This is a genomic window from Serratia sp. TSA_198.1, assembly GCF_052686505.1.
In genome coordinates this window covers 224,250-243,349 of the sequence record NZ_JBQZFP010000006.1, presented here as the reverse complement: position 1 = coordinate 243,349, position 19,100 = coordinate 224,250, and the positions used below count along the sequence as shown (strand labels likewise).

At 55.6% G+C, this 19,100-nt stretch carries 13 protein-coding genes; 3 read left to right on the top strand and 10 right to left on the bottom strand.

Translation table 11 applies throughout. From position 1 onward, the window contains the following. Positions 1 to 45: 45 nt before the first annotated feature. Both uraA and upp read right to left on the bottom strand, forming a co-directional pair. Positions 46 to 1,335: a uracil permease gene (gene uraA / locus ACUTSW_RS21265; RefSeq protein WP_445585295.1), complete on the bottom strand. Its 1,290-nt coding sequence runs from the start codon at positions 1,333 to 1,335 to the stop codon at positions 46 to 48. Positions 1,336 to 1,535: 200 nt separating this feature from the next. Then, complete coding sequence (gene upp / locus ACUTSW_RS21260; protein WP_006327216.1) at positions 1,536 to 2,162, bottom strand: uracil phosphoribosyltransferase; 627 nt, start codon at positions 2,160 to 2,162, stop codon at positions 1,536 to 1,538. Between the two features lie 255 nt (positions 2,163 to 2,417). Between upp and purM the strand changes: the two genes are divergently transcribed. The 3 genes from purM (at position 2,418) to speG (ending at position 4,759) form a co-directional block, all read left to right on the top strand. After that, on the top strand, positions 2,418 to 3,455 hold the full coding sequence (gene purM / locus ACUTSW_RS21255) for a phosphoribosylformylglycinamidine cyclo-ligase (protein ID WP_006316901.1): 1,038 nt from the start codon (positions 2,418 to 2,420) through the stop codon (positions 3,453 to 3,455). Next, positions 3,455 to 4,093, top strand: a complete 639-nt coding sequence (gene purN, locus ACUTSW_RS21250; RefSeq protein WP_006327217.1) for a phosphoribosylglycinamide formyltransferase — start codon at positions 3,455 to 3,457, stop codon at positions 4,091 to 4,093. Before purM ends, purN begins: the two co-directional genes overlap by 1 nt. 114 nt (positions 4,094 to 4,207) lie before the next feature. Next, on the top strand, positions 4,208 to 4,759 hold the full coding sequence (gene speG / locus ACUTSW_RS21245) for a spermidine N1-acetyltransferase (RefSeq protein ID WP_004951898.1): 552 nt from the start codon (positions 4,208 to 4,210) through the stop codon (positions 4,757 to 4,759). Positions 4,760 to 4,835: 76 nt separating this feature from the next. Here speG and ACUTSW_RS21240 read toward each other — a convergent pair whose 3' ends face one another. The 8 genes from ACUTSW_RS21240 to ACUTSW_RS21205 form a co-directional block, all read right to left on the bottom strand. Then, positions 4,836 to 5,189: a DUF596 domain-containing protein gene (locus ACUTSW_RS21240; RefSeq protein ID WP_445585294.1), complete on the bottom strand. Its 354-nt coding sequence runs from the start codon at positions 5,187 to 5,189 to the stop codon at positions 4,836 to 4,838. A 34-nt stretch (positions 5,190 to 5,223) separates the two neighbouring features. Continuing rightward, on the bottom strand, positions 5,224 to 5,742 hold the full coding sequence (locus tag ACUTSW_RS21235) for a hypothetical protein (protein WP_445585293.1): 519 nt from the start codon (positions 5,740 to 5,742) through the stop codon (positions 5,224 to 5,226). 179 nt (positions 5,743 to 5,921) lie between these two features. Further along, positions 5,922 to 6,284: an Imm2 family immunity protein gene (gene imm2, locus ACUTSW_RS21230; protein ID WP_445585292.1), complete on the bottom strand. Its 363-nt coding sequence runs from the start codon at positions 6,282 to 6,284 to the stop codon at positions 5,922 to 5,924. A 1-nt stretch (position 6,285) separates the two neighbouring features. Then, complete coding sequence (locus ACUTSW_RS21225) at positions 6,286 to 12,141, bottom strand: DUF637 domain-containing protein (protein ID WP_445585291.1); 5,856 nt, start codon at positions 12,139 to 12,141, stop codon at positions 6,286 to 6,288. Between the two features lie 63 nt (positions 12,142 to 12,204). Continuing rightward, entirely contained in the window at positions 12,205 to 13,884 is a 1,680-nt protein-coding gene (locus ACUTSW_RS21220; RefSeq protein WP_445585290.1) for a ShlB/FhaC/HecB family hemolysin secretion/activation protein, read from the bottom strand. A 227-nt stretch (positions 13,885 to 14,111) separates the two neighbouring features. Next, positions 14,112 to 14,924, bottom strand: coding sequence for a phosphate ABC transporter ATP-binding protein PstB (gene pstB / locus ACUTSW_RS21215; protein WP_006316912.1), 813 nt, complete (start codon positions 14,922 to 14,924; stop codon positions 14,112 to 14,114). Between the two features lie 28 nt (positions 14,925 to 14,952). After that, positions 14,953 to 16,605 (bottom strand): phosphate ABC transporter permease PstA, encoded by a 1,653-nt coding sequence (gene pstA, locus ACUTSW_RS21210; RefSeq protein ID WP_166729164.1) that lies wholly within the window; start codon positions 16,603 to 16,605, stop codon positions 14,953 to 14,955. Continuing rightward, positions 16,602 to 18,776 (bottom strand): ABC transporter permease subunit, encoded by a 2,175-nt coding sequence (locus tag ACUTSW_RS21205; RefSeq protein ID WP_445585289.1) that lies wholly within the window; start codon positions 18,774 to 18,776, stop codon positions 16,602 to 16,604. The genes pstA and ACUTSW_RS21205 overlap by 4 nt, the downstream gene beginning before the upstream one ends. Positions 18,777 to 19,100 lie beyond the last annotated feature (324 nt).

The window sequence follows — 19,100 nt, the reverse complement described above, 5'->3', positions numbered from 1 at the left end:
TGACGCATTAACGAAACGGGCAGCCCTTTGGCTGCCCGTTTTTATTTACTTCCGTGGTGCCAATTCATCCGCTGCGTCGATCACCTCTTCTTCCTTGCGGTACAGGCTGATGACCTTGAACAGCAGGCTGAGGCCGATACCGACGATAGTCGCCAGCGCCATGCCCTTCAACTCCGCCGCGCCGATATGCACCTTGGCGCCGCTAACGCCGATAATCAGGATCACCGAAGTCAGGATCAGGTTCTGCGCCTTGTTGTAATCCACTTTGGATTCAATCAGCACACGAATGCCGGAAGCCCCGATCACCCCATACAGCAGCAGTGAAACGCCGCCCATCACCGGCACGGGCACCGCCTGAATGGCCGCCGCCAGCTTGCCGACGCAGGAAAGCAGAATCGCCAGAATGGCCGCGCCGCCGATCACCCAGGTACTGTAAACCTTGGTGATCGCCATCACGCCGATATTCTCGCCGTAGGTGGTGTTCGGCGTTGAGCCGAAGAAACCGGAGATGACCGTCGAGATGCCGTTGGCAAACATCGAGCGATGCAGGCCCGGATCGCGGAGCAGGTCTTTCTTCACGATATTTGCGGTCACGACCAGGTGGCCAACATGTTCGGCGATCACCACCAGCGCCGCCGGCAAAATGGTGAAGATGGCGAACCATTCAAAACGCGGGGTGTAGAAGGTCGGCAGCGCAAACCAGTGCGCCTCGCGGATTGGCGTCAAATCCACCACGCCCATAAAGAACGACAGCCCATACCCCACCAGCACGCCAATCAGGATCGGGATTATCGCCAGAAAACCGCGGAACAGCACAGAACCCAGGATGGTCACGCCCAGCGTCACCAGCGAAATAGTGATGGTAGTGGTGTCTGCGCTGACACCGTCGGCCGGCAGCAGGCCCGCCATATTGGCCGCCACGCCCGCCAGCTCCAGGCCGATAACGGCAACAATCGCCCCCATCGCCGCCGGCGGGAATATCACATCCAGCCAGCCGGTACCGGCTTTTTTGACGATCAGCGCCACCAGGCAAAACAGCACGCCGCACATGATGAAACCGCCCAGCGCCACCTCATAACCCAGCGGCAACAGCAGCAGCACCGGTGAGATAAACGCAAAACTGGAACCGAGATAGGCCGGGATCTTGCCCTTGCAGATAAACAGATACAGCAGCGTGCCGACGCCGTTGAACAGCAGCACCGTCGCCGGGTTGATCTTGAACAGGATGGGCACCAGCACGGTAGCGCCGAACATGGCGAAAAGATGCTGGAAGCTGAGCGGAATGGTCTGTAGTAGCGGCGGGCGTTCGCTGACGCCAATGACGCGACGGGTCATGTGTGCTTTCCTCTGGGTCATTATCATTGTGTAAGAGTCGTTACAGATGCTCAACGGATTTCAGGTTACAGCCAGACATCCCCGATTGTGGCAGGAGCGCTGCATGTCATTCGGGGCGAATCGAATATAGTCGCCTCCTGCGCTGTAGCTTGAAAGACGAAGAGCATAAAAAAGCCGACTCATTAAGTCGGCTAAATGTCTTACTTGGTACCAAATATCTTGTCGCCGGCATCACCCAGGCCCGGCACGATGTACCCTTTCTCGTTCAGACATTGGTCGATGGAGGCGGTGTACAGCTCGACGTCCGGATGCGCTTTCTCCAGCGCGGCGATCCCTTCCGGTGCCGCAACCAGCACCAGCACCTTGATGCTGTTGCAGCCGGCTTTCTTCAGCAGATCGATAGTGGCGATCATCGAACCGCCGGTAGCCAGCATAGGGTCAACAACCAACGCCAAACGCTCTTCGATATTGGACACCAGCTTTTGGAAATACGGCACCGGTTCCAGGGTTTCTTCGTCACGGTAAACGCCAACCACGCTGATACGCGCGCTCGGGACGTGCTCCAGCACCCCTTCCATCATGCCCAGACCTGCACGCAGGATCGGCACAACGGTAATTTTTTTCCCTTTAATCTGGTCTATTTCAACCGGCCCACACCAGCCTTCGATGGTGACTTTTTCCGTCTCCAGATCGGCGGTCGCTTCATAGGTCAGCAAACTACCCACTTCAGAGGCCAGCTCACGGAAGCGTTTGGTGCTGATGTCATGTTCACGCATCAGACCAAGCTTGTGTTTCACCAGCGGGTGTTTCACCTCAACGATCTTCATCATTTTTCTCCTATTAAGGTGGTTGACGGCCAAAAAAATCGCGGGATTATAACTCCTTTTACCGGCCGCGCCACCCACAATAGCCCGATCGGGATCAACTAAAGTTCGAATAACAGTATAGATGACGAAAAAACGGAGCTGGTTCACAAGCCACTCGCAAACGTTTGCCTGCGCTGTTAGAATTGCCGCGCCTTATTCCGGTATCAACGCCGGATGCACCGTATTCAAACCGCAAACCGTCGTGGGGATCGCGCAGTGACCGACAAAACCTCTCTCAGCTATAAAGACGCAGGTGTCGATATCGATGCTGGCAATGCATTGGTAGACCGCATCAAAGGTGTAGTTAAACAGACCCGCCGCCCGGAAGTGATGGGTGGTCTGGGCGGTTTTGGCGCCCTGTGTGCGTTGCCGCAGAAATACCGCGAGCCGATCCTGGTTTCCGGTACCGACGGCGTAGGCACCAAGCTGCGTCTGGCGATGGACCTGAAACGCCACGACACCATCGGCATCGATCTGGTCGCAATGTGTGTGAACGACCTGGTGGTACAGGGCGCTGAGCCGCTGTTCTTCCTGGATTACTTCGCCACCGGCAAACTGGACGTGGACACCGCGGCCAGCGTCATCACCGGTATCGCCGAAGGCTGCAAGCAGTCCGGTTGTGCGCTGGTGGGCGGTGAAACCGCCGAAATGCCGGGTATGTACCACGGCGAAGATTACGATGTGGCCGGCTTTTGCGTCGGCGTGGTCGAGAAATCCGAAATCATCGACGGCAGCAAAGTGCAGTCCGGTGACGCACTGATCGCGCTGGGCGCTTCCGGCCCGCACTCCAATGGCTACTCGCTGGTGCGCAAAATCCTGGAAGTCAGCAATACCGATCCAACCACCACCGATCTGGAAGGTAAACCGCTGGCTGACCACCTGCTGGAGCCGACCAAGATTTACGTGAAATCGGTACTGGAACTGATCGAGAAAATCGACGTGCACGCCATCGCTCACCTGACCGGCGGCGGCTTCTGGGAAAATATCCCGCGCGTGCTGCCGGAAGGCATGCAGGCAGTGATCGACGAATCAAGCTGGCAGTGGCCGGCGGTATTCAGCTGGCTGCAGCAGGCCGGTAACGTCAGCCGCCACGAAATGTACCGCACCTTTAACTGTGGCGTGGGCATGGTAATCGCACTGCCGGAAGAATCCGTTGAACAAGCCATCGCATTGTTGACCGCAGCCGGTGAAAAAGCGTGGAAGATCGGTAAACTGACCGCATCTTCCGACGAACAACAAGTGGTCATCAACTGATGAAAAAGATCGTGGTGTTGGTCTCCGGCCAGGGGAGCAATCTCCAGGCACTGATTGACGCCTGCCAGCAGGGCCGGATTGCCGCCGAGATTGTGGCGGTGTTCAGCAACAAGGCGCAGGCTTACGGCCTGCAACGCGCAGAAGCGGCAGGCATTGCCGCCCATGCGCTGGATGCCAAGGCCTTTGCCGACCGCGCGGCGTTTGACGCTGCGCTGGCGGACGCCATCGACCGGTACCAGCCGGATCTGGTGGTGCTGGCCGGCTATATGCGCATTCTCAGCCCGCAGTTCGTGCAGCGCTATGCAGGCCGCATGCTGAATATCCACCCTTCCCTGCTGCCGAAATACCCTGGGCTGCATACCCACCGCCAGGCCATCGACAACGGTGACAGCGAACACGGCACCTCGGTGCACTTCGTGACCGAACAGCTCGACGGCGGCCCGGTGATCCTGCAAGCCAAGGTACCGATTTTCCCCGGCGACGAGGAAGACGAGGTGGTTGAACGGGTGCAAACCCAGGAACACACCATTTACCCGCTGGTGGTGAACTGGTTTGCCGAAGGCCGACTGGCGATGCGTGATAACGCCGCCTGGCTGGACGGCGAACGCCTGCCGGAACAGGGGCATGCAGCGGACTGATCGCTGTACTCTGAACACCGTCTAAACGGCGCCTTTCACGGCGTCGTTTTTTTTCGCCGCAATCAAGCCCCTGACGTTATACTTTGCACAATTTCACGACATAGAGGAACACACATGTCCAGCACTACCAGCGTCAGGCTACGTCCATTGGAACGGGATGATCTGGCGTTCGTCCACCAGATGGACAACAACGCCAGCGTGATGCGCTATTGGTTTGAAGAACCTTACGAAGCCTTTGTCGAGCTTTCCGATCTCTACGACAAACACATCCACGATCAGAGCGAACGGCGTTTTATCATCGCCCACGAAGGTGCCAAGGTCGGGCTGGTGGAGCTGGTGGAGATCGACCACATCCACCGCCGCGCAGAATTCCAGATCATCATAGATCCGGCCCATCAGGGCAAAGGCTACGCCAGCACCGCCGCCAAGCTGGCGATGGATTACGGCTTCTCGGTGCTGAACCTGTACAAGCTGTACCTGATCGTCGACAAAGAAAACCCGAAGGCGATCCACATCTACAGCAAACTGGGCTTCGAAGTGGAAGGCGAACTGATTGACGAATTCTTCGTCAACGGCGAATACCGCACCGTGCTGCGCATGTGCATCTTCCAGCCGCAGTATCTGGCGAAGTTCAAAACGCCTGGCGATAAGCCGCTGGTGAAGTAAAAGTGAAAAACCCGCGAAAGCGGGTTTTTATAGCGTACTTGATGGCCCTTACGGGTTGTTAATATGACAAAGCAAATCAAGTCCAGTCTTGATATCCATCATCATGGATCCAGACTATGCCACCTGGACATTCTTCGAAAGTAAACCAGAGCCCGTGGATGAGATCTTCTTCAGTAGCTGGTAATGCCTCTCGAAATCGAGTTATCTGCTCATCGAAACTACCGTCTAAAAAGGAGCCATGTGCTGCGAGTTTGATTTTTCCATCTTCCAGAAGCATTCGCAAAAGCAGAAGAAAAAACTCTTTCCTTTGATCGAAGGTGAAGTTTTTTTCAGAATACTTCTCTGGAGGAGTCACATACCATAATGTACTTAAAGAATGCCCCTCTAAGGTATCCTTATATTCTATAAACTCTTCTTTTCCGATTCGCATATAATTCACCTAAATTTGATCTCAACAGGTTTCTTCACTTTCCCTTGCAGACTGTTAAATTGCTCATTTTTATAATCTCAAGAGTCCAACGTGCCTTGGTTTCATCCTTACTTTTTGACACACTTCTAAGGTTTACAGTGCTTCCATTGCTCAACACAGCGTAATAGCGACCTGGTGCTATGGTAATTCCCTGAAGCGGAACTCCACCGGTCAAAGATTGGGCATAATTGAATATATCCTGCTTAGACATACCCTCAGTGGCAAAGACCTTGGTGGTTCCCGTTTTATTGCCTCCCCCTTCCCCAAGTACTTGTTCAAACTGTTTCCCAAACACATTTAACTTACTCTCCCCCCTGGTTAGGATCAAATACCTTGACCAGTTGGTCAGTATTAGCCTTCTGAATATCCCGCAGATAATCCGCCGTTTTAGTCGACAGATGAGCCCCCGCAGCCGTTTCTCCTTTGGTAAATTAGGCAACCGGTTGGGTATTGAAAGTTTTGTTTTGTATAGATCATAGGAAGCTTTCACCAGTTGCTGGCTCAGCTTCTTCACACTATCCTCGGTTTTTCCCAGAATCAACGCGCTATAGTAAGGTCGGTATTATGTGTCATATCCTTTCCAGCATTGACATTGGCGCCACGCAGTACCAAATAACTACCGTCATGTGGAATACAACATCAAGCAAAAAACGGCTCTTAAGAGCCGTTTCATGGCTATATCCCTTGCTATTACTATATTACCCCGAGTATCGACATATCGTATAGAAGCTCTTTCTTTTCATCTTCATCAACATGCTGAATAATATCATCAAGAGTGTTTTTAGATAAAATATCTGCAATTATATCCCTATGATACTTGTCAGCTTGTTGAGTTCCTCTTCCCGCCATCATGATAAGCGTAATCACTTCAAGCATCAGGCCCTCAACAGGCGATGAAAAAGAATTTTCTAATGCCTCATAAGCAAATGCTTGCTCGGATTCATTTTCTCCCCACCCCATCCCATGCTTCCTTGCCACCATAGTTTTGTTCTGACAATAGGAGTAGCAAGCCCCCCCAAAGGAGTTTTTTATTTCATCATAGGTCATTATTTCCATATTATCCCCTCTTTGCCGGAATGAGTCTTACGTCATTATTATCTAATACTTCCACTTTAACACCAGGATATTTGCTTTGGAACTGCTCTACGGCCCCTAAACAGCTTCCACAGGCGGGTTTCTCTGTAAATATAGTTACAGTCCCTTTCGCTGATAAGTCATTACCCAAACGGTCAGCCAAATTGTCAAGTATTTTGTACTCAGAATCTATATTCCTTAATACTGACCTATGGTCCGCAGTTAACAACTCCTCATATTTAAAGTTTTGCCTACCGGCACCAACGAACCCTTTACTCTCAACCTCAATGAGGTTGTGCCCCGCTAGTGTTTTCGGCATGCCTGGAATGTTGATATCTGCGATAGCAACATTTCCACTAGTTCTAGTCTTGGCAGGTAGACCTGACCTTAGTTCGATCACCTGTTTTCTGTATAACGCAGCTTGTTGAGCTGTTTTTTCGTTAATCAGGTAATTTTTCCAACCCGCTGTCGGTGCAACAAGCTTGACCGAAAGATACTGATTACCAATACTGGCTTTACCCATACCAGCAAAAGTGCTAGCTATTGAAACCGATAAACCTAACGCCTCTACGGACTCTTTTGACCAGCCGGTCATTTTCCCTAGGTTTTCTACCCACTGGTTTCGTGCAAAGAGTTGGCTATCAGATATTTGATCGCCTTGATTATAGGTAAATAGTTTTTCCATGTCATAACCCTGATAAGCAGGGTAATTACCGTAGCGCTGTCGCTCCTTTTGCACCCAATAGTTGGCGATAACTCCATCTTCTTCCCTCGTGAAAGGGTACTTCTTCATCAGCGCTTCAAATTGCTGACGCTCTTCGGAATTTAACGCCTCCTGATTGGTGCAGCTCACCTTACGACATGAAGCTGCCAGCAACCGAGCCTCTTTTTCCTTATCGCCCTTAGCAAGTTCCTTAATCGCTTTCAATTCATCTTGATGAAGCTGACGGTTAAAGCGCTCAACAATTTCAGCAGCATTAGCACCACTGTTGGCTCCGCCAGCTTTACCGGTCGCTAAAGCTCCCGCAAAAGCACCGGCCACGCGACTAATCTGTGCCTGCTGTTCCTGCCAGCCTTCATTCTTGACCAGATTGTCATTGATAATCACGCCAGCCAGCTCCGCCGCCAGCGCCCCAGCCGCCGCACCTTTACCGTCACCGCGTCCGATTTCCGCCGCAACGCCCGCCACCACCGCATGGCTGACAGATTTCCCGACTACGCCCAATACTGCGCCGTTATCGCCAATCAGCTTCGCCCCTTCGGCATTAATCTGGCTGCCGATATTGGCCAACAGGGCATTGGTCAGATTGTCCTTAAAGCTGCCGCCGTTGATGGTGGTGTTAAAACTGGAACTGATAACAGACTGCCCCGCCACCCGCTGCGCCACCTTGCTCCAGTCGCCATTGCTCAGTTGCGGCAACTTGACGTTGTTCGGGTTGAGCGGTTTGCCCGCCGCGTCCTTGCTCCAACCCATCGCACTGTCAAAGCCGTTGAGCGCCCCGCCAATCGCCATGGCGGTCGCGGTCGCCTTGACGCTTTCGTTACTGCCCAGCACTTTCAGGGTTTTCGATAGGTTGCCCTGATTTTCCACCAATGCCACTGCCGCTTGAGAGGCAAGCGACGACATCCCGGCCGTCACCGCACCACTGGTCACTGCACCGCCACCAATGGCCCCGGCAACATTGCTGGCAGCTAACGCCGTGAGCGAACTGCCGGCGGTCACTGCCGCCGCCGCAATGGCAATCACCGCCGCCACCGCCGGGTTCAGATGTTGGCTCTTGTAGTCCCAGCTGTCGTAGGCGTCCTTGACGGTGTTCCACTGCACGTCGTTGCGTTTGTTGAGGTCTTTTACCCAGGTGGTGCCCGGCGTATTACCCAGCGCATCTATCGCGCTTTGCAGCGCCTGGCCGTTTTTCACTTTAACGTCGGCGCTAACCCCTTTTGCCGCATCGACGGTCAGCGTACCGCCAGTATGAATGCTCGGCAGCACCCACTTGTTGTCTTCATAGCCTTTATTGGATTGCTTGATGAAGAAACCTTTCGAGTTGCTGATCGTTTGCTCGAAGGAGGTATTTTTTACGGCACGGAAGTTGACCTGCCCATATATGCTGGTTAATCGAGCATTCTGCCCGGCGGCGATTTTGCTGGCTTCATAGGTGCTGTCGTCGCGGCTCATTAGGTTGATGTTGCCGGCGGCAGTAAACTCGGTGACCTTATTGGCTACATCATGGCGAGTCTGCTTAACTTCGGTTTTCTTGCCCCACCATTTACGCTTGGTTTCCTTTTTCTCGTAATGGCTGGACTCTTCCATTGCCTGGGCGTAGAGATAACCGCCCTTGGCCGCTATGTCCATATTGCCGGCGCGCATGGCTTCGGCCTGGTTGTGGGCGTCGACCTGGGCTTTTTGTTTGGTTTCATCAGCCCCCTTGCTTTGCGCCTCATTGCGAGCGGTTGTCAGGCGTGATTGCGCCTCGTTTTTTGTGTTGTTGCCTTGATTAATTCGCTGCTCAGCCTGTGCAACGTCATTTCGAGCAGCAGCCAGACTATTTCTGGCAGCACCAAGTTCTGCTTCACGTTGCGCTACAAACTTATCCCAACTCCCTACTTCAGCTGACCAGCCGCTGCCATATTCGTGAGGTGGATTATTACTCATAAACTCGTCCCGTCTTTCCTCAGCATCCCTGACGGCGGCTTCTGCTTGCTGAACGGACGAAAGGCGTTGCGTCACAACGTGTTCAGCATTTGTTTTTTCCTGCTGTGCCTGGTTAATCTGCAGTTGCGCATTCTGAATCTGCTGCTCGGCTACCGCAATGCGCTGGCCCCAGTCAGTCACCGCGACCGGCGGCCTCCAGTTGGCACCCAACCCCTTAACCACCAGTTTGGTGGCCTGGAATAAAATGCTGCCACCGGAAATCACCGTCATCAGGCCACCGGCATTCAGTTCAGTACCCTGCTGGGTTCGTGTTTCAGTGAATTCGTTACCACCTTCGCGATAAGTATGGTTTTGCACCGCCTCAAAGCGCATGTCGGCACCAGACGTCAGGGTCATATTGCCGCCGGAGGTGAGTTTGGTGCCGTAGGTCAGCAACTGGTTGTTGGCCGCCGCCGTCAGGCTTTTTCCAGCATTGATGGTCGTTACCGCATGACGATCATCCTTGTTGTTGTCGTTGGCAGCATCGATGGCGGAATAGGCCACGTTGGACAGCCACAGGTTTTGCCCGGCCAACAACGTGATGTTGCCGTTGGCGGACAACGAGCCACCCTGAGTGCCCAGGTCACGGGCCGTGTTAATGAGCAGGTTGCCACCGGCGTGTATCCGGCTGCCCAGCTCCGGGGTGCGAGAGGAAACAAAGGGATGGCCATAATTGCCGTCCAGCGCGCGGTAGTTGAGGTCGGCATTGTGCCCGGCCAGCAGCGTCACGTCCTTGCCGGCATGGATGTTGGCACCGCGCAACGCCAGATAGCCGCCACTGTTGAGCGAGACCGAACCGGTGGCCTTCATCGCACCGACCTGAAGCAGGCCGTTGAAGTATTGCAGTCGCTTGTCCGCCGGCAGGTCTTCGCCGGGACGATTGCGCGTCAGAATGGCGTCATTCTTAATGATGGAGATGCTGCCAGGGGCCGTCATGCTGATATTGCGGCTCTGTGACGCCAGTAACGTATTGAGTAGGGTAATGGTACTGCCCGCCGTCAACGTCAGGTCACGTGATGCCTGTAGGCTGCCCAGCCAGCGAACGCCGTCCGGGTGGTAATAGTTGGGCTTTTCACTGGTGTGGATCTTGATTTCACCGGTGCGGGCGGTCAGCGTGACGTCCTGCCCTTTCAGTTCGCTTTGCCAGGCATCTATGGTGTTGCCGGCACTCAAATCCAGCGCTTTACCTGCGGACAGAATGCCCTGCCCCAGCACGATGCGGTCTTCGGCAATGGCTGTGAGATTGCCGCTGGCGTTAATGGCGTCGGTGCTGACGATGTTGGCCGCATGCAGGAGTACATTCTGCCCTTTGACGGTTTCGGGGCGGCCGGTCGTTTTGACGTCATTGAGCTGATTTTCGTTGGGCGTTGGCGTTTGGATGTCTATCCGGTTTTTGAAATCCGCCACCAGGTTGCCACCGGCCTGCAACAGGGATACAGAGTACCCTTCCGCCACCCAACTTTTCTGCGTGCCTTTCCTGACGTAGAGGATGTATTCCGGCGTCGTCGTTTTCGCATCCTGCCATTTATGTCCCAGTACGACGTTCTGATTGGGTGTTTTCTGTTCGAACAAGGCGTAATCATTCAGGTTGCCAAGGGTTTCACTACGGACGCTCAGATTATTGCCAGTTAAAATCAGGTCTTTGCTCGCCTTTATTGTACTGACGTGGTTCCAAAGCTCCGACACATTGATATAGGCGCTCTTACCTGAAATGATCTCAGCCGGTTTGCTGTCCCTTACCACGGTAAAACGCGCGCGCTCACTGTTAACCCAGGGTGTTTTTTTGAAATCGATATGCCCCAGCCATGTGAAACTCTTGTCTTCGAGCTCAGCCAGATAGTCAAAGAATCGGTAGTCGAATTGGTCCTGATAAACACCGTCAGCCAGCCAACGATCAATATCCTTGTTGTCTTTCGGTGCGTTGGTCGAGGAAATGGCAAACTGTTGGCGCACGTTATCGAGTTTATTGGTACGAATAACCAAATCACCGCTGTTGGTCAGTATCTTCGCCGAGCGGTTCTCAACGCTATTCGCCTTATTGCCCTGCGCATCCTTCTGGATCCACATATTTTTGTTAGCGTGAAGCTTGGCGTGTTCTCCCGCATTGCGGACATGATCGCTGAAAATGCGCATATCGCCGCTGGTGCTGGTTTGCCCGTCGTTTACCAGTCTGGTGGCCGCCAACGTGGCGTTGCCGTCGGCCTGCACGATAGCTCCCGGCGTGACATGCAACTCTTTAGCGCTAACATTGAGGTCTGTTTTGCTGTGCGTTGTACCATTAAGCGAGATTTTGCCATTTACGCTCAACGTGACATCCCGTTGTTTGCTGGTGAGATCTTTCAGATTCACCCCAACCCCGTCCTCATTCGCCACCAGGCGGATCTTGTTGGCGTACATGCCACCCAGCGCCTTGGTATCTACCGCCAGTTGGGGTTTGGCGCCGTCGCCCTTAATCGGTTTTACCGTGCCATCTTTAAAACTGACGCGGTTAGCCCCCAGGGTCAGCGACAGATTATTGGCGTTGATCTTGCCATTCAGTTCGGTAGCACGGCTGATGATGTCGACGTAGTCGCCGCTGTTGCCGTCCAGCCCTTTGCCGCCGATGGTGACGGCCCCCTTTTTCACCTCCAGCGCTTCCAGCGCGCCCTGCTTGTCGAACTGCGGTTTACCGGTAGTCAGGGTGACGCCAGGAGCGTTGATAAAACCACAACCGTCGCAGCTGATGCCATTGGGGTTGGCGATCATCACGTTGGCCTTATTGCCGAACACCTCGAGCTTGCCCTGCAGTTCGGAGCGGCTGCCGCCGGTGACTTCGTTGATGATCAAATCGGCCGGTTTCCCCTTGAGGTTAGGGTTGCCGTTGATAATATCGACACCTAGCTGCGTTTTTCCGCCCTGTGTCGCATTGTTCAGCACAGCACCAGGAGCCCCGACGTTGAAATCCTTATAGGTGTTATGAGAAATGCCCGCACCGTTCGGCGTGGCGATATTCACCACCGGTACGTTACCCGGTTTGATGACCACCTGAGTGTTGCCGTTGGCGGCGTTGATACCCGCGGCAAAGGCGGGGTGCAATGGCTGCAGCGCCGTCAGATAAATCAGCAGATAGCTGATACTCCGGGGTAACGGGTGGTTGAGCTTATCCATTATTCACTCCTTTGAAATGATGTTGGTTTTAGACATCTGCGGGCGTCTTACCCTGTGCTGACGTTATAACGTGAAGGCGGCTTGCCAGTAGGCCACCCAATGATCCGGTTGCAAGCTGGCAGGGTGCTTCAGGGGTTTACCGACGGTGAACGACTGATTGAACCATCGCCCATTCAGCAAAGCGCCCAGCGCCACGCCACTGACGTTTCCACCGTCGATTTGCCCGGCGCGCCCCTGCACCCAGCCGGTGTCCAACGCGCCAATCAAAGAGAGGTCTCCCAGCCCCGGCTGCGTCATCCATTGCCAGTTGAGCTCGTTACGCCAGTACCCACCGCGATTGCCGGTCAGGTATTGCTCCTTGAAGCCGCGAACCGAATACTGCCCGCCAACGGAGACGCGCTCGCTGGAGTACAGGTTATCCGGCGTAGTTTGCCCGTAGGCTGATGTCAGGTAGTACAAAGAGGGAGTCAGAGGATAGAAGTAGCTGGCGCTGAGGCTGAGTTTGCGAAACTCGCTGCGCGGCGCATTGGTATGCTCCGGGTCATCCGTGGTGGCACCCAACATACGCAGGCCGTGGCTTACCGTCGGGTTCAGCGTCAGATAGCCGCGCCCGGCGACCGCGCTGTAATTCCCGCCGAGGTTAAATACGCTGAGCGTCGGGCTGCTGATAGCCAGGCGTTCGCCCGCCAGTTGGTTCTCTGTACGCCTGCGCGTCAGCCCTATATCGACAGAAAACTTGCGCGTACCGTCTCGCAACAGCGTGCGGTTGGCACCCAAACGCTGGGTTTGACTATTTCCCTTATAGCGGTAAGCGTCGCCATTGAACGGCACGTTCTGGAAAAAATCATTCCAGGCATATTGATAGCTGAATAACCAGTAGCCGTAGGGCAAGGTCACGCCGCCATTGAGGCTGCGGCTGCGATGGCTATGGCTGAAATCGTTGTTACGTGCCGCAGAAAATGACCACTGTTCGGCAAGGCGCAACGGATTATCCAACGTTATGCCGGCATTCATCTGCCCGGTGCCCGTACTTTTCTGGCCGCTGTTGTCTGCACCAAAAGAAAGTGCAACGGGCAAACGCGCGGAACTGCGCCGCAATACCACGTTTGAATAACCAGAATGCACTCCAGGCTGGATATCGATGCTCACTTGCTGCGAAGGCAACCGATTGAGCTGTTCCATCCCCTGTTCAATATCCCGCAGGTTCAATACCTCATCGACCCTGACGGGGAACGCCATACGTAACGCCAGCGTGTTTTCTCCATCAAGCGTAATGGATTCCACCCGTCCTTCATTGGCGCTGATGATTAACGTACCGCCAGCAATATCCTGATCCTGCAGGAAGGCCTGCGAGGTGATATAGCCGCGTTGCAGATAGGCATTGGTGGTTTCTCGCACCAAGCGATTGATGTGGTTCAACGTCAGGCAACGGCCCTGGTAGGGATTTGCCAGTTTTTCTTTCACCGACCAGGAGAGGTGTTCCGCCCCCTGAAATACAATGCGTTGCACATTGTGGCAGGTTTCCTCACCCGCACTCGCCACAGGCAGTGGCAATGCAGGCAACGCGACATTGTTTTGCAGTGCTTCACGCTGCTGCTGCGCCTGTTCCAGCAACGTTTTTTGCTGTTGGGTAATGCTGTCGCGGTCGACCGGGCTGGCAATTTCCGCTGCCTGAACGCAATGAAAACGCCCGACACTGGCCATAAACGCCAAAGCCCAGATCCATAGCTTCCATGCACACATTTAAAAACATCCATTTACGATAATTTACACGGATTAGCGAATTATAAACATTTATCCCTTTTCGTCTATACGAATGAGAATTGTTTTTATTCAAAGTGCGAAAAATAGCGAAAAATTCAGGGGATACCCGTGAAGGAGCGGGAGGACGAGCGGGGTAATGAACTAAAGGGCATTGAAGCTAATGAGCTCCAGTGGAACGGGGCGCAGCATGCTGCGCCCAACAATCCTTAACCGTAACGCCCGGTAATATAATCCTCGGTGCGGCGCTGACGCGGTGACGTAAAGATATCGTCGGTCGCGTTGTATTCCACAAGTTGCCCCTGGTGAATAAACGCCGTGTAATCGGACACCCGCGCCGCCTGTTGCATGTTGTGGGTAACCAGCACCACGCTGTACTGCTGTTTCAGCGCGGAGATCAGCTCTTCGATGGTCAGGGTGGAGATCGGATCCAGCGCCGAGGTCGGCTCATCGAGCAACAATACTTCCGGCTCAATGGCTATCGCCCGCGCAATCACCAACCTCTGCTGCTGGCCGCTGGAAAGGCGGAACGCATTCTCGCGCAACCGATCCTTGACCTCATGCCACAGCGCTGCGGCGCGCAGCGAACGCTCCACCGCCTCGTCCAGGATCCGCCGGTCGCGCACGCCCTGTAGCCGCAGGCCATAGACCACGTTTTCATAAATCGACTTCGGGAACGGATTAGGGCGCTGGAACACCATACCGACCCGCCGCCGCAGCGCCGCCACGTCGATCTGCGTACCGGAAATGCCCTGCCCGTTCAGTTGCAGCTCACCTTCGATCCGGCAGTTATCCACCAAATCGTTCATGCGGTTAAAACAGCGCAGCAACGTCGATTTACCGCAGCCGGAAGGGCCGATCAGCGCCGTAACGCGGTGCTTTGGAATACGCAGCGAAATATTGTGCAGTACCTGTTTCTCGCCATAAAACAGGTTGAGGCCGTTCACCGCCAGCGCGGTATGTTCATCATCAAGATGCTGGACATCCAGCCGGGGCAAACTGCCTGGCGTCATCAAACCCATTACGCACTCCCCAGAAATAACGTCATTGTTACTGCGACCATGCTCTGTACCGCTCCCTCAGCGAATGGCGGATGCCCATCGCCGCCAGATTCAACCCCACCACAATCGTCACCAGCAGAAACGCCGTGGCGAACACCAGCGGCCGTGCGGCTTCCACGCTCGGGCTCTGGAAGGCCATATCGTAAATCTGGAAGCTCAGATGCATAAACTTCCGCTCCAGATGCAGATACGGGAAAATATCGTCCACCGGCAGCACCGGCACGGATTTCACCACGCCCACCAGCATCAGCGGCGCCGTTTCCCCGGCGGCACGCGCCACCGCCAGGATCAGGCCGGTCATCATCGCCGGCGCGGCCATCGGCAGAACGATACGCCACAGCGTTTCCGCACGGCTGGCGCCTAATGCCAAGGATCCCTGGCGCAGCGTGGCGGGAATGCGCGACAGCCCCTCCTCGGTAGCGACGATCACCACCGGCAGCGTCAAGAGCGCCAGCGTCAACGCCGCCCACAGCACGCCAGGCGTACCGAAGGTCGGGTTGGGCAGCGACTCCGGGTAAAACAGCTGATCGAGGGTACCGCCAATCATATAAACGAAGAACCCCAGGCCAAACACGCCATAAACAATCGACGGCACGCCGGCCAGATTGACCACCGCAATGCGGATCAACCGCGTAAGCAAATTATTGCCGGCATACTCGTGCAGGTAAACGGCGGCGATCACGCCAAACGGCATCACCACTATCGACATCAGGATCACCATCAGCACGGTGCCGAAAATCGCCGGGAACACGCCACCTTCGGTATTGGCCTCACGCGGGCTGTCGCTGAGGAATTTCTTCACCTGCTCGGCCCAGTGCACCAGCTTCTGGGTGGTGTTCATTGCATTGGGATACCAGGCATCGCGCACCTGGCTGAGCGCAATGGTATGAACCTGCCCGTGCATGTCACGCAGCAACAGCGCATCGCGCTGGCGATCGCGGTTCAGCCCTTCCAGCCGGTCAGACAACTGCCGATACCGGCGTTGCAACTCCAGCCTTTCAGCCCTGATGGAAGCCTGCGAACGAGCGTCGAGCTTGTCATCGCGCTGCAGGCTTTTCTCGCGCAGGCGCAGCGCATCGAACCTTTGGTTGATGCGCGCCATATCGCGAAATTGAATGTCATGCGCCTGCCGCGAAAGCGCGGCAATCTGCGGCAAACGCTGCTGCAGCGCCTGGTTGATATTGCGCCCGGTCAAAGGCTGGCCGTCTTCCAGCATCCCCGCCAAATAGCCATAAGCGGTGCCGTTGCTGTTGCGCTCCAGCACCAGCAGATCGCGCGGCGTGCTCTGCCGCAGAATATCGCTGGCCAGCAGCGTGCGGAAATCCTGCCCTTCGCTCTCGCGGTTGCCGACTTTGATCAGATAGCGTTCGAAGTTCTGCGCATTCCCCGGCGGCAGCGTAACGCCGGACTCCTGCAACTGGCGGCGGGGAATGTTTTGCTGCTGGTACAGCTCGCCGATCATCATCACCGGGCCGGCCGCGCTCTGATTCAACTCAAACTGGTAAACCGGGCTGGGCCAGAAATAGCGCATCCCCTGCCCGGCCAACAGCAACATGATACCGAGCAACGCCAGCAGGCTGACGGTCACCGAACCGGCGGTCAGCCAAATCCACGGCGAACCGCTTTTCACCCAGTGCTTCATGGCGCCTCCTGATTCAGGGTATAGCGTTTACGCAGACGCAGACGAACCGCCTCCGCCAGCGTATTGAACACGAAAGTGAAAATAAACAGCACCAGCGCGGTAAGGAACAGCACCCGGTAATGGCTGCTGCCGGCTACCGCCTCGGGCATTTCTATCGCGATATTGGCCGCCAGCGCACGCAGGCCCTGGAACAGGCTGCCGTCGATAATCGGCGTATTGCCGGTGGCCATCAACACAATCATGGTCTCGCCCACCGCCCGGCCAAACCCTATCATCAGCGCCGAGAAAATACCGGCGCTGGCCGAAGGCAGCACCACGCGCATCACGGTTTGCCACTGGGTCGCCCCCAACGCCAGTGAGCCCTGGCTGAGCGTGGCCGGCACGCTGAACAAGGCGTCTTCCGCCAGCGAGAAAATAATCGGCACCAGCGCAAATCCCATCGCCACGCCGACCACCAGCGCGTTGCGCTGGTCATAATCATCGCCCAGCCAGAAATGCAGCGGTTCGCCGAACAGTTTCACTTCCAGCCACGGCCCAATGCTGAACGTCAGCCAGACGGTCAGCAATATCAAAGGCAGCAGGATCAGCAGATCGAAACCTGGCGGTAACCGCCGCGGCGCAAACCGGTTCACCACTGCGCCACAGGCCAACACCGCTACCGCCAGCAGCACCGGCAGCGTCAGCACCGCCAGCAAATAATGTTCAATCACCGGCGCCAGCCAGATGCCGGCCACCAGCCCGATAACCACCGTCGGCAACGCACCCATCACCTCGATAGCCGGTTTGATCACCCGCCGCAGCCCGGGCGACATGAAATAAGCGGTGTAAATCGCCCCCGCCAGCGCCAGCGGAATAGCGAACAGCATCGCGTAACCCGCCGCCTTGAAGGTGCCAAAAATCACCGGTATCAGGCTGAATTTGGCCTGATAGCTGTCCTCACCGGAGGTCGATTGCCACACGTAGGCCGGCTCAGGGTAATTCTCATACCACACCTTGTGCCACAGCGAACGCCAGGTCACGTCAGGGTAAGGGTTATCAATCGCATAGTGCTGCCAGCCCTGCGCCGTTTCCAGCAGCAGACCGTCGCCGCTCGGGGCGAACGCCATCTGCTGAACGCCGCTGCTCAGCCTGCCGTTGAGCAACGGCTGCGGCTGAATGCTCGAGAACAGCGAGAAACCGCCATCGGGCCGCAGGGTAGCGAATACCCGGCGATAAGGCTCGGCCACCAGCAAATCTTGCGGTTCGGCACTGTGTTCGAAATGCTGTACCGGCGTCAGTTGCCAGCGCTGGTTCTTTTCCACGTCGAACCATTCGCGCACGCTGCCGTCGGCCGCTGCGATCAACAGCGCACTGCCGCCGGGCAACGCCGTCAGCTGATAAGGAGAATGTTCCCCGAGGGTACGGGTTTCTTTCAGTTGCAGCTGCGTGTCGTTAATCTGGTAACGCGCCAGGCGATTACCCGTCAAAAGGTACAGCTGGCGCCCGTCAGGGGTCAGTACGATCTGCTGCGGCGCACGGTCCAGCGCGCTTGCGCTCAACTGCGGCGGATGCTCGTTACCGAAACGGCCAAACACCAACCGGTTATCGTCGGTGACGCCGGCCAGCAAGTACTGGCCGCGCCGCGCCTCGGCCAGCGTCAGCAGCGTCAGCGGCCGGCCCCGTTGATCCAGCGCCTGTGGGCGTTGCCCGAGTGGAAACGCCCACTGCGGCACCGCCGATCCCGTCGCGGCAAAATCCGCGCTGGCGACAATAAACCGGCCATCGGCCTGCGCCAAAGCAAACAGGTCGCGTTCGCCCGCAGCCTGGGCGAGCAACACCGGCTTGGCCAGCAGCGGTTGCTGCGCCAGCAGTTCGCCGGCCTTCGCGCCCTCTTGCGGCGTCAAACGGTAAAACTGGCCCGCGCCCTGCGCATCAATGCGATAACCGATGCGTTGCTGCACATCCATGCCCAACGCCAGCGCCGGTGCAGAAGCTGCGATCGCCAGCGGCTGCGCCTTGCCCATCGCCGCCGGTTTGAACAGCGGCAGCACCGCAAACAGCAGGTAAACGAAGATCAGCATGAGCGTCATCAGCACCAGCAGCCCGCTGACGGTCACCGCCGCCTGCACGCTCCGGTCGATGCGCGCGCGCAGGCGATCCCGGGGATGTTGGTTTACCGTAGTCTGTGCCATGTCTCTCGCTGTCGCTGATGTAATCAGGCTTGCGCCATAGAATAACCGGGCATCTTATGTCAGTTTTGTGACGTTTGCATGACAAAGTTACCCACCTATTAATTGGATTATTCCACTAACAAAACCCACTGTATGACAAGTATATTTCTGAAAAATGATGGCAAAACCGGTCATATAGCAAAGAATAAGGATTAATATTCGAGATTTTATATCGGACAATATTGACCAGCGGCTTCACCGCCGCAAAAATATTTTTTATACCGCAAAATGCCCCGTGCCAACGCAATGGATATGTTGGACTTTCCTGTCAATCTCTCGCAATAA

What these genes read in the sequence shown, in the direction of transcription:
- uraA (WP_445585295.1), bottom strand. Translation starts at nt 1,335, where the DNA reads ATGACCCGTCGCGTCATTGGCGTCAGCGAACGCCCGCCGCTACTACAG.
- upp (WP_006327216.1), bottom strand. Translation starts at nt 2,162, where the DNA reads ATGAAGATCGTTGAGGTGAAACACCCGCTGGTGAAACACAAGCTTGGT.
- purN (WP_006327217.1), top strand. Translation starts at nt 3,455, where the DNA reads ATGAAAAAGATCGTGGTGTTGGTCTCCGGCCAGGGGAGCAATCTCCAG.
- speG (WP_004951898.1), top strand. Translation starts at nt 4,208, where the DNA reads ATGTCCAGCACTACCAGCGTCAGGCTACGTCCATTGGAACGGGATGAT.
- ACUTSW_RS21240 (WP_445585294.1), bottom strand. Translation starts at nt 5,189, where the DNA reads ATGCGAATCGGAAAAGAAGAGTTTATAGAATATAAGGATACCTTAGAG.
- imm2 (WP_445585292.1), bottom strand. Translation starts at nt 6,284, where the DNA reads ATGGAAATAATGACCTATGATGAAATAAAAAACTCCTTTGGGGGGGCT.
- ACUTSW_RS21225 (WP_445585291.1), bottom strand. Translation starts at nt 12,141, where the DNA reads ATGGATAAGCTCAACCACCCGTTACCCCGGAGTATCAGCTATCTGCTG.
- ACUTSW_RS21220 (WP_445585290.1), bottom strand. Translation starts at nt 13,884, where the DNA reads ATGTGTGCATGGAAGCTATGGATCTGGGCTTTGGCGTTTATGGCCAGT.
- pstB (WP_006316912.1), bottom strand. Translation starts at nt 14,924, where the DNA reads ATGGGTTTGATGACGCCAGGCAGTTTGCCCCGGCTGGATGTCCAGCAT.
- pstA (WP_166729164.1), bottom strand. Translation starts at nt 16,605, where the DNA reads ATGAAGCACTGGGTGAAAAGCGGTTCGCCGTGGATTTGGCTGACCGCC.
- ACUTSW_RS21205 (WP_445585289.1), bottom strand. Translation starts at nt 18,776, where the DNA reads ATGGCACAGACTACGGTAAACCAACATCCCCGGGATCGCCTGCGCGCG.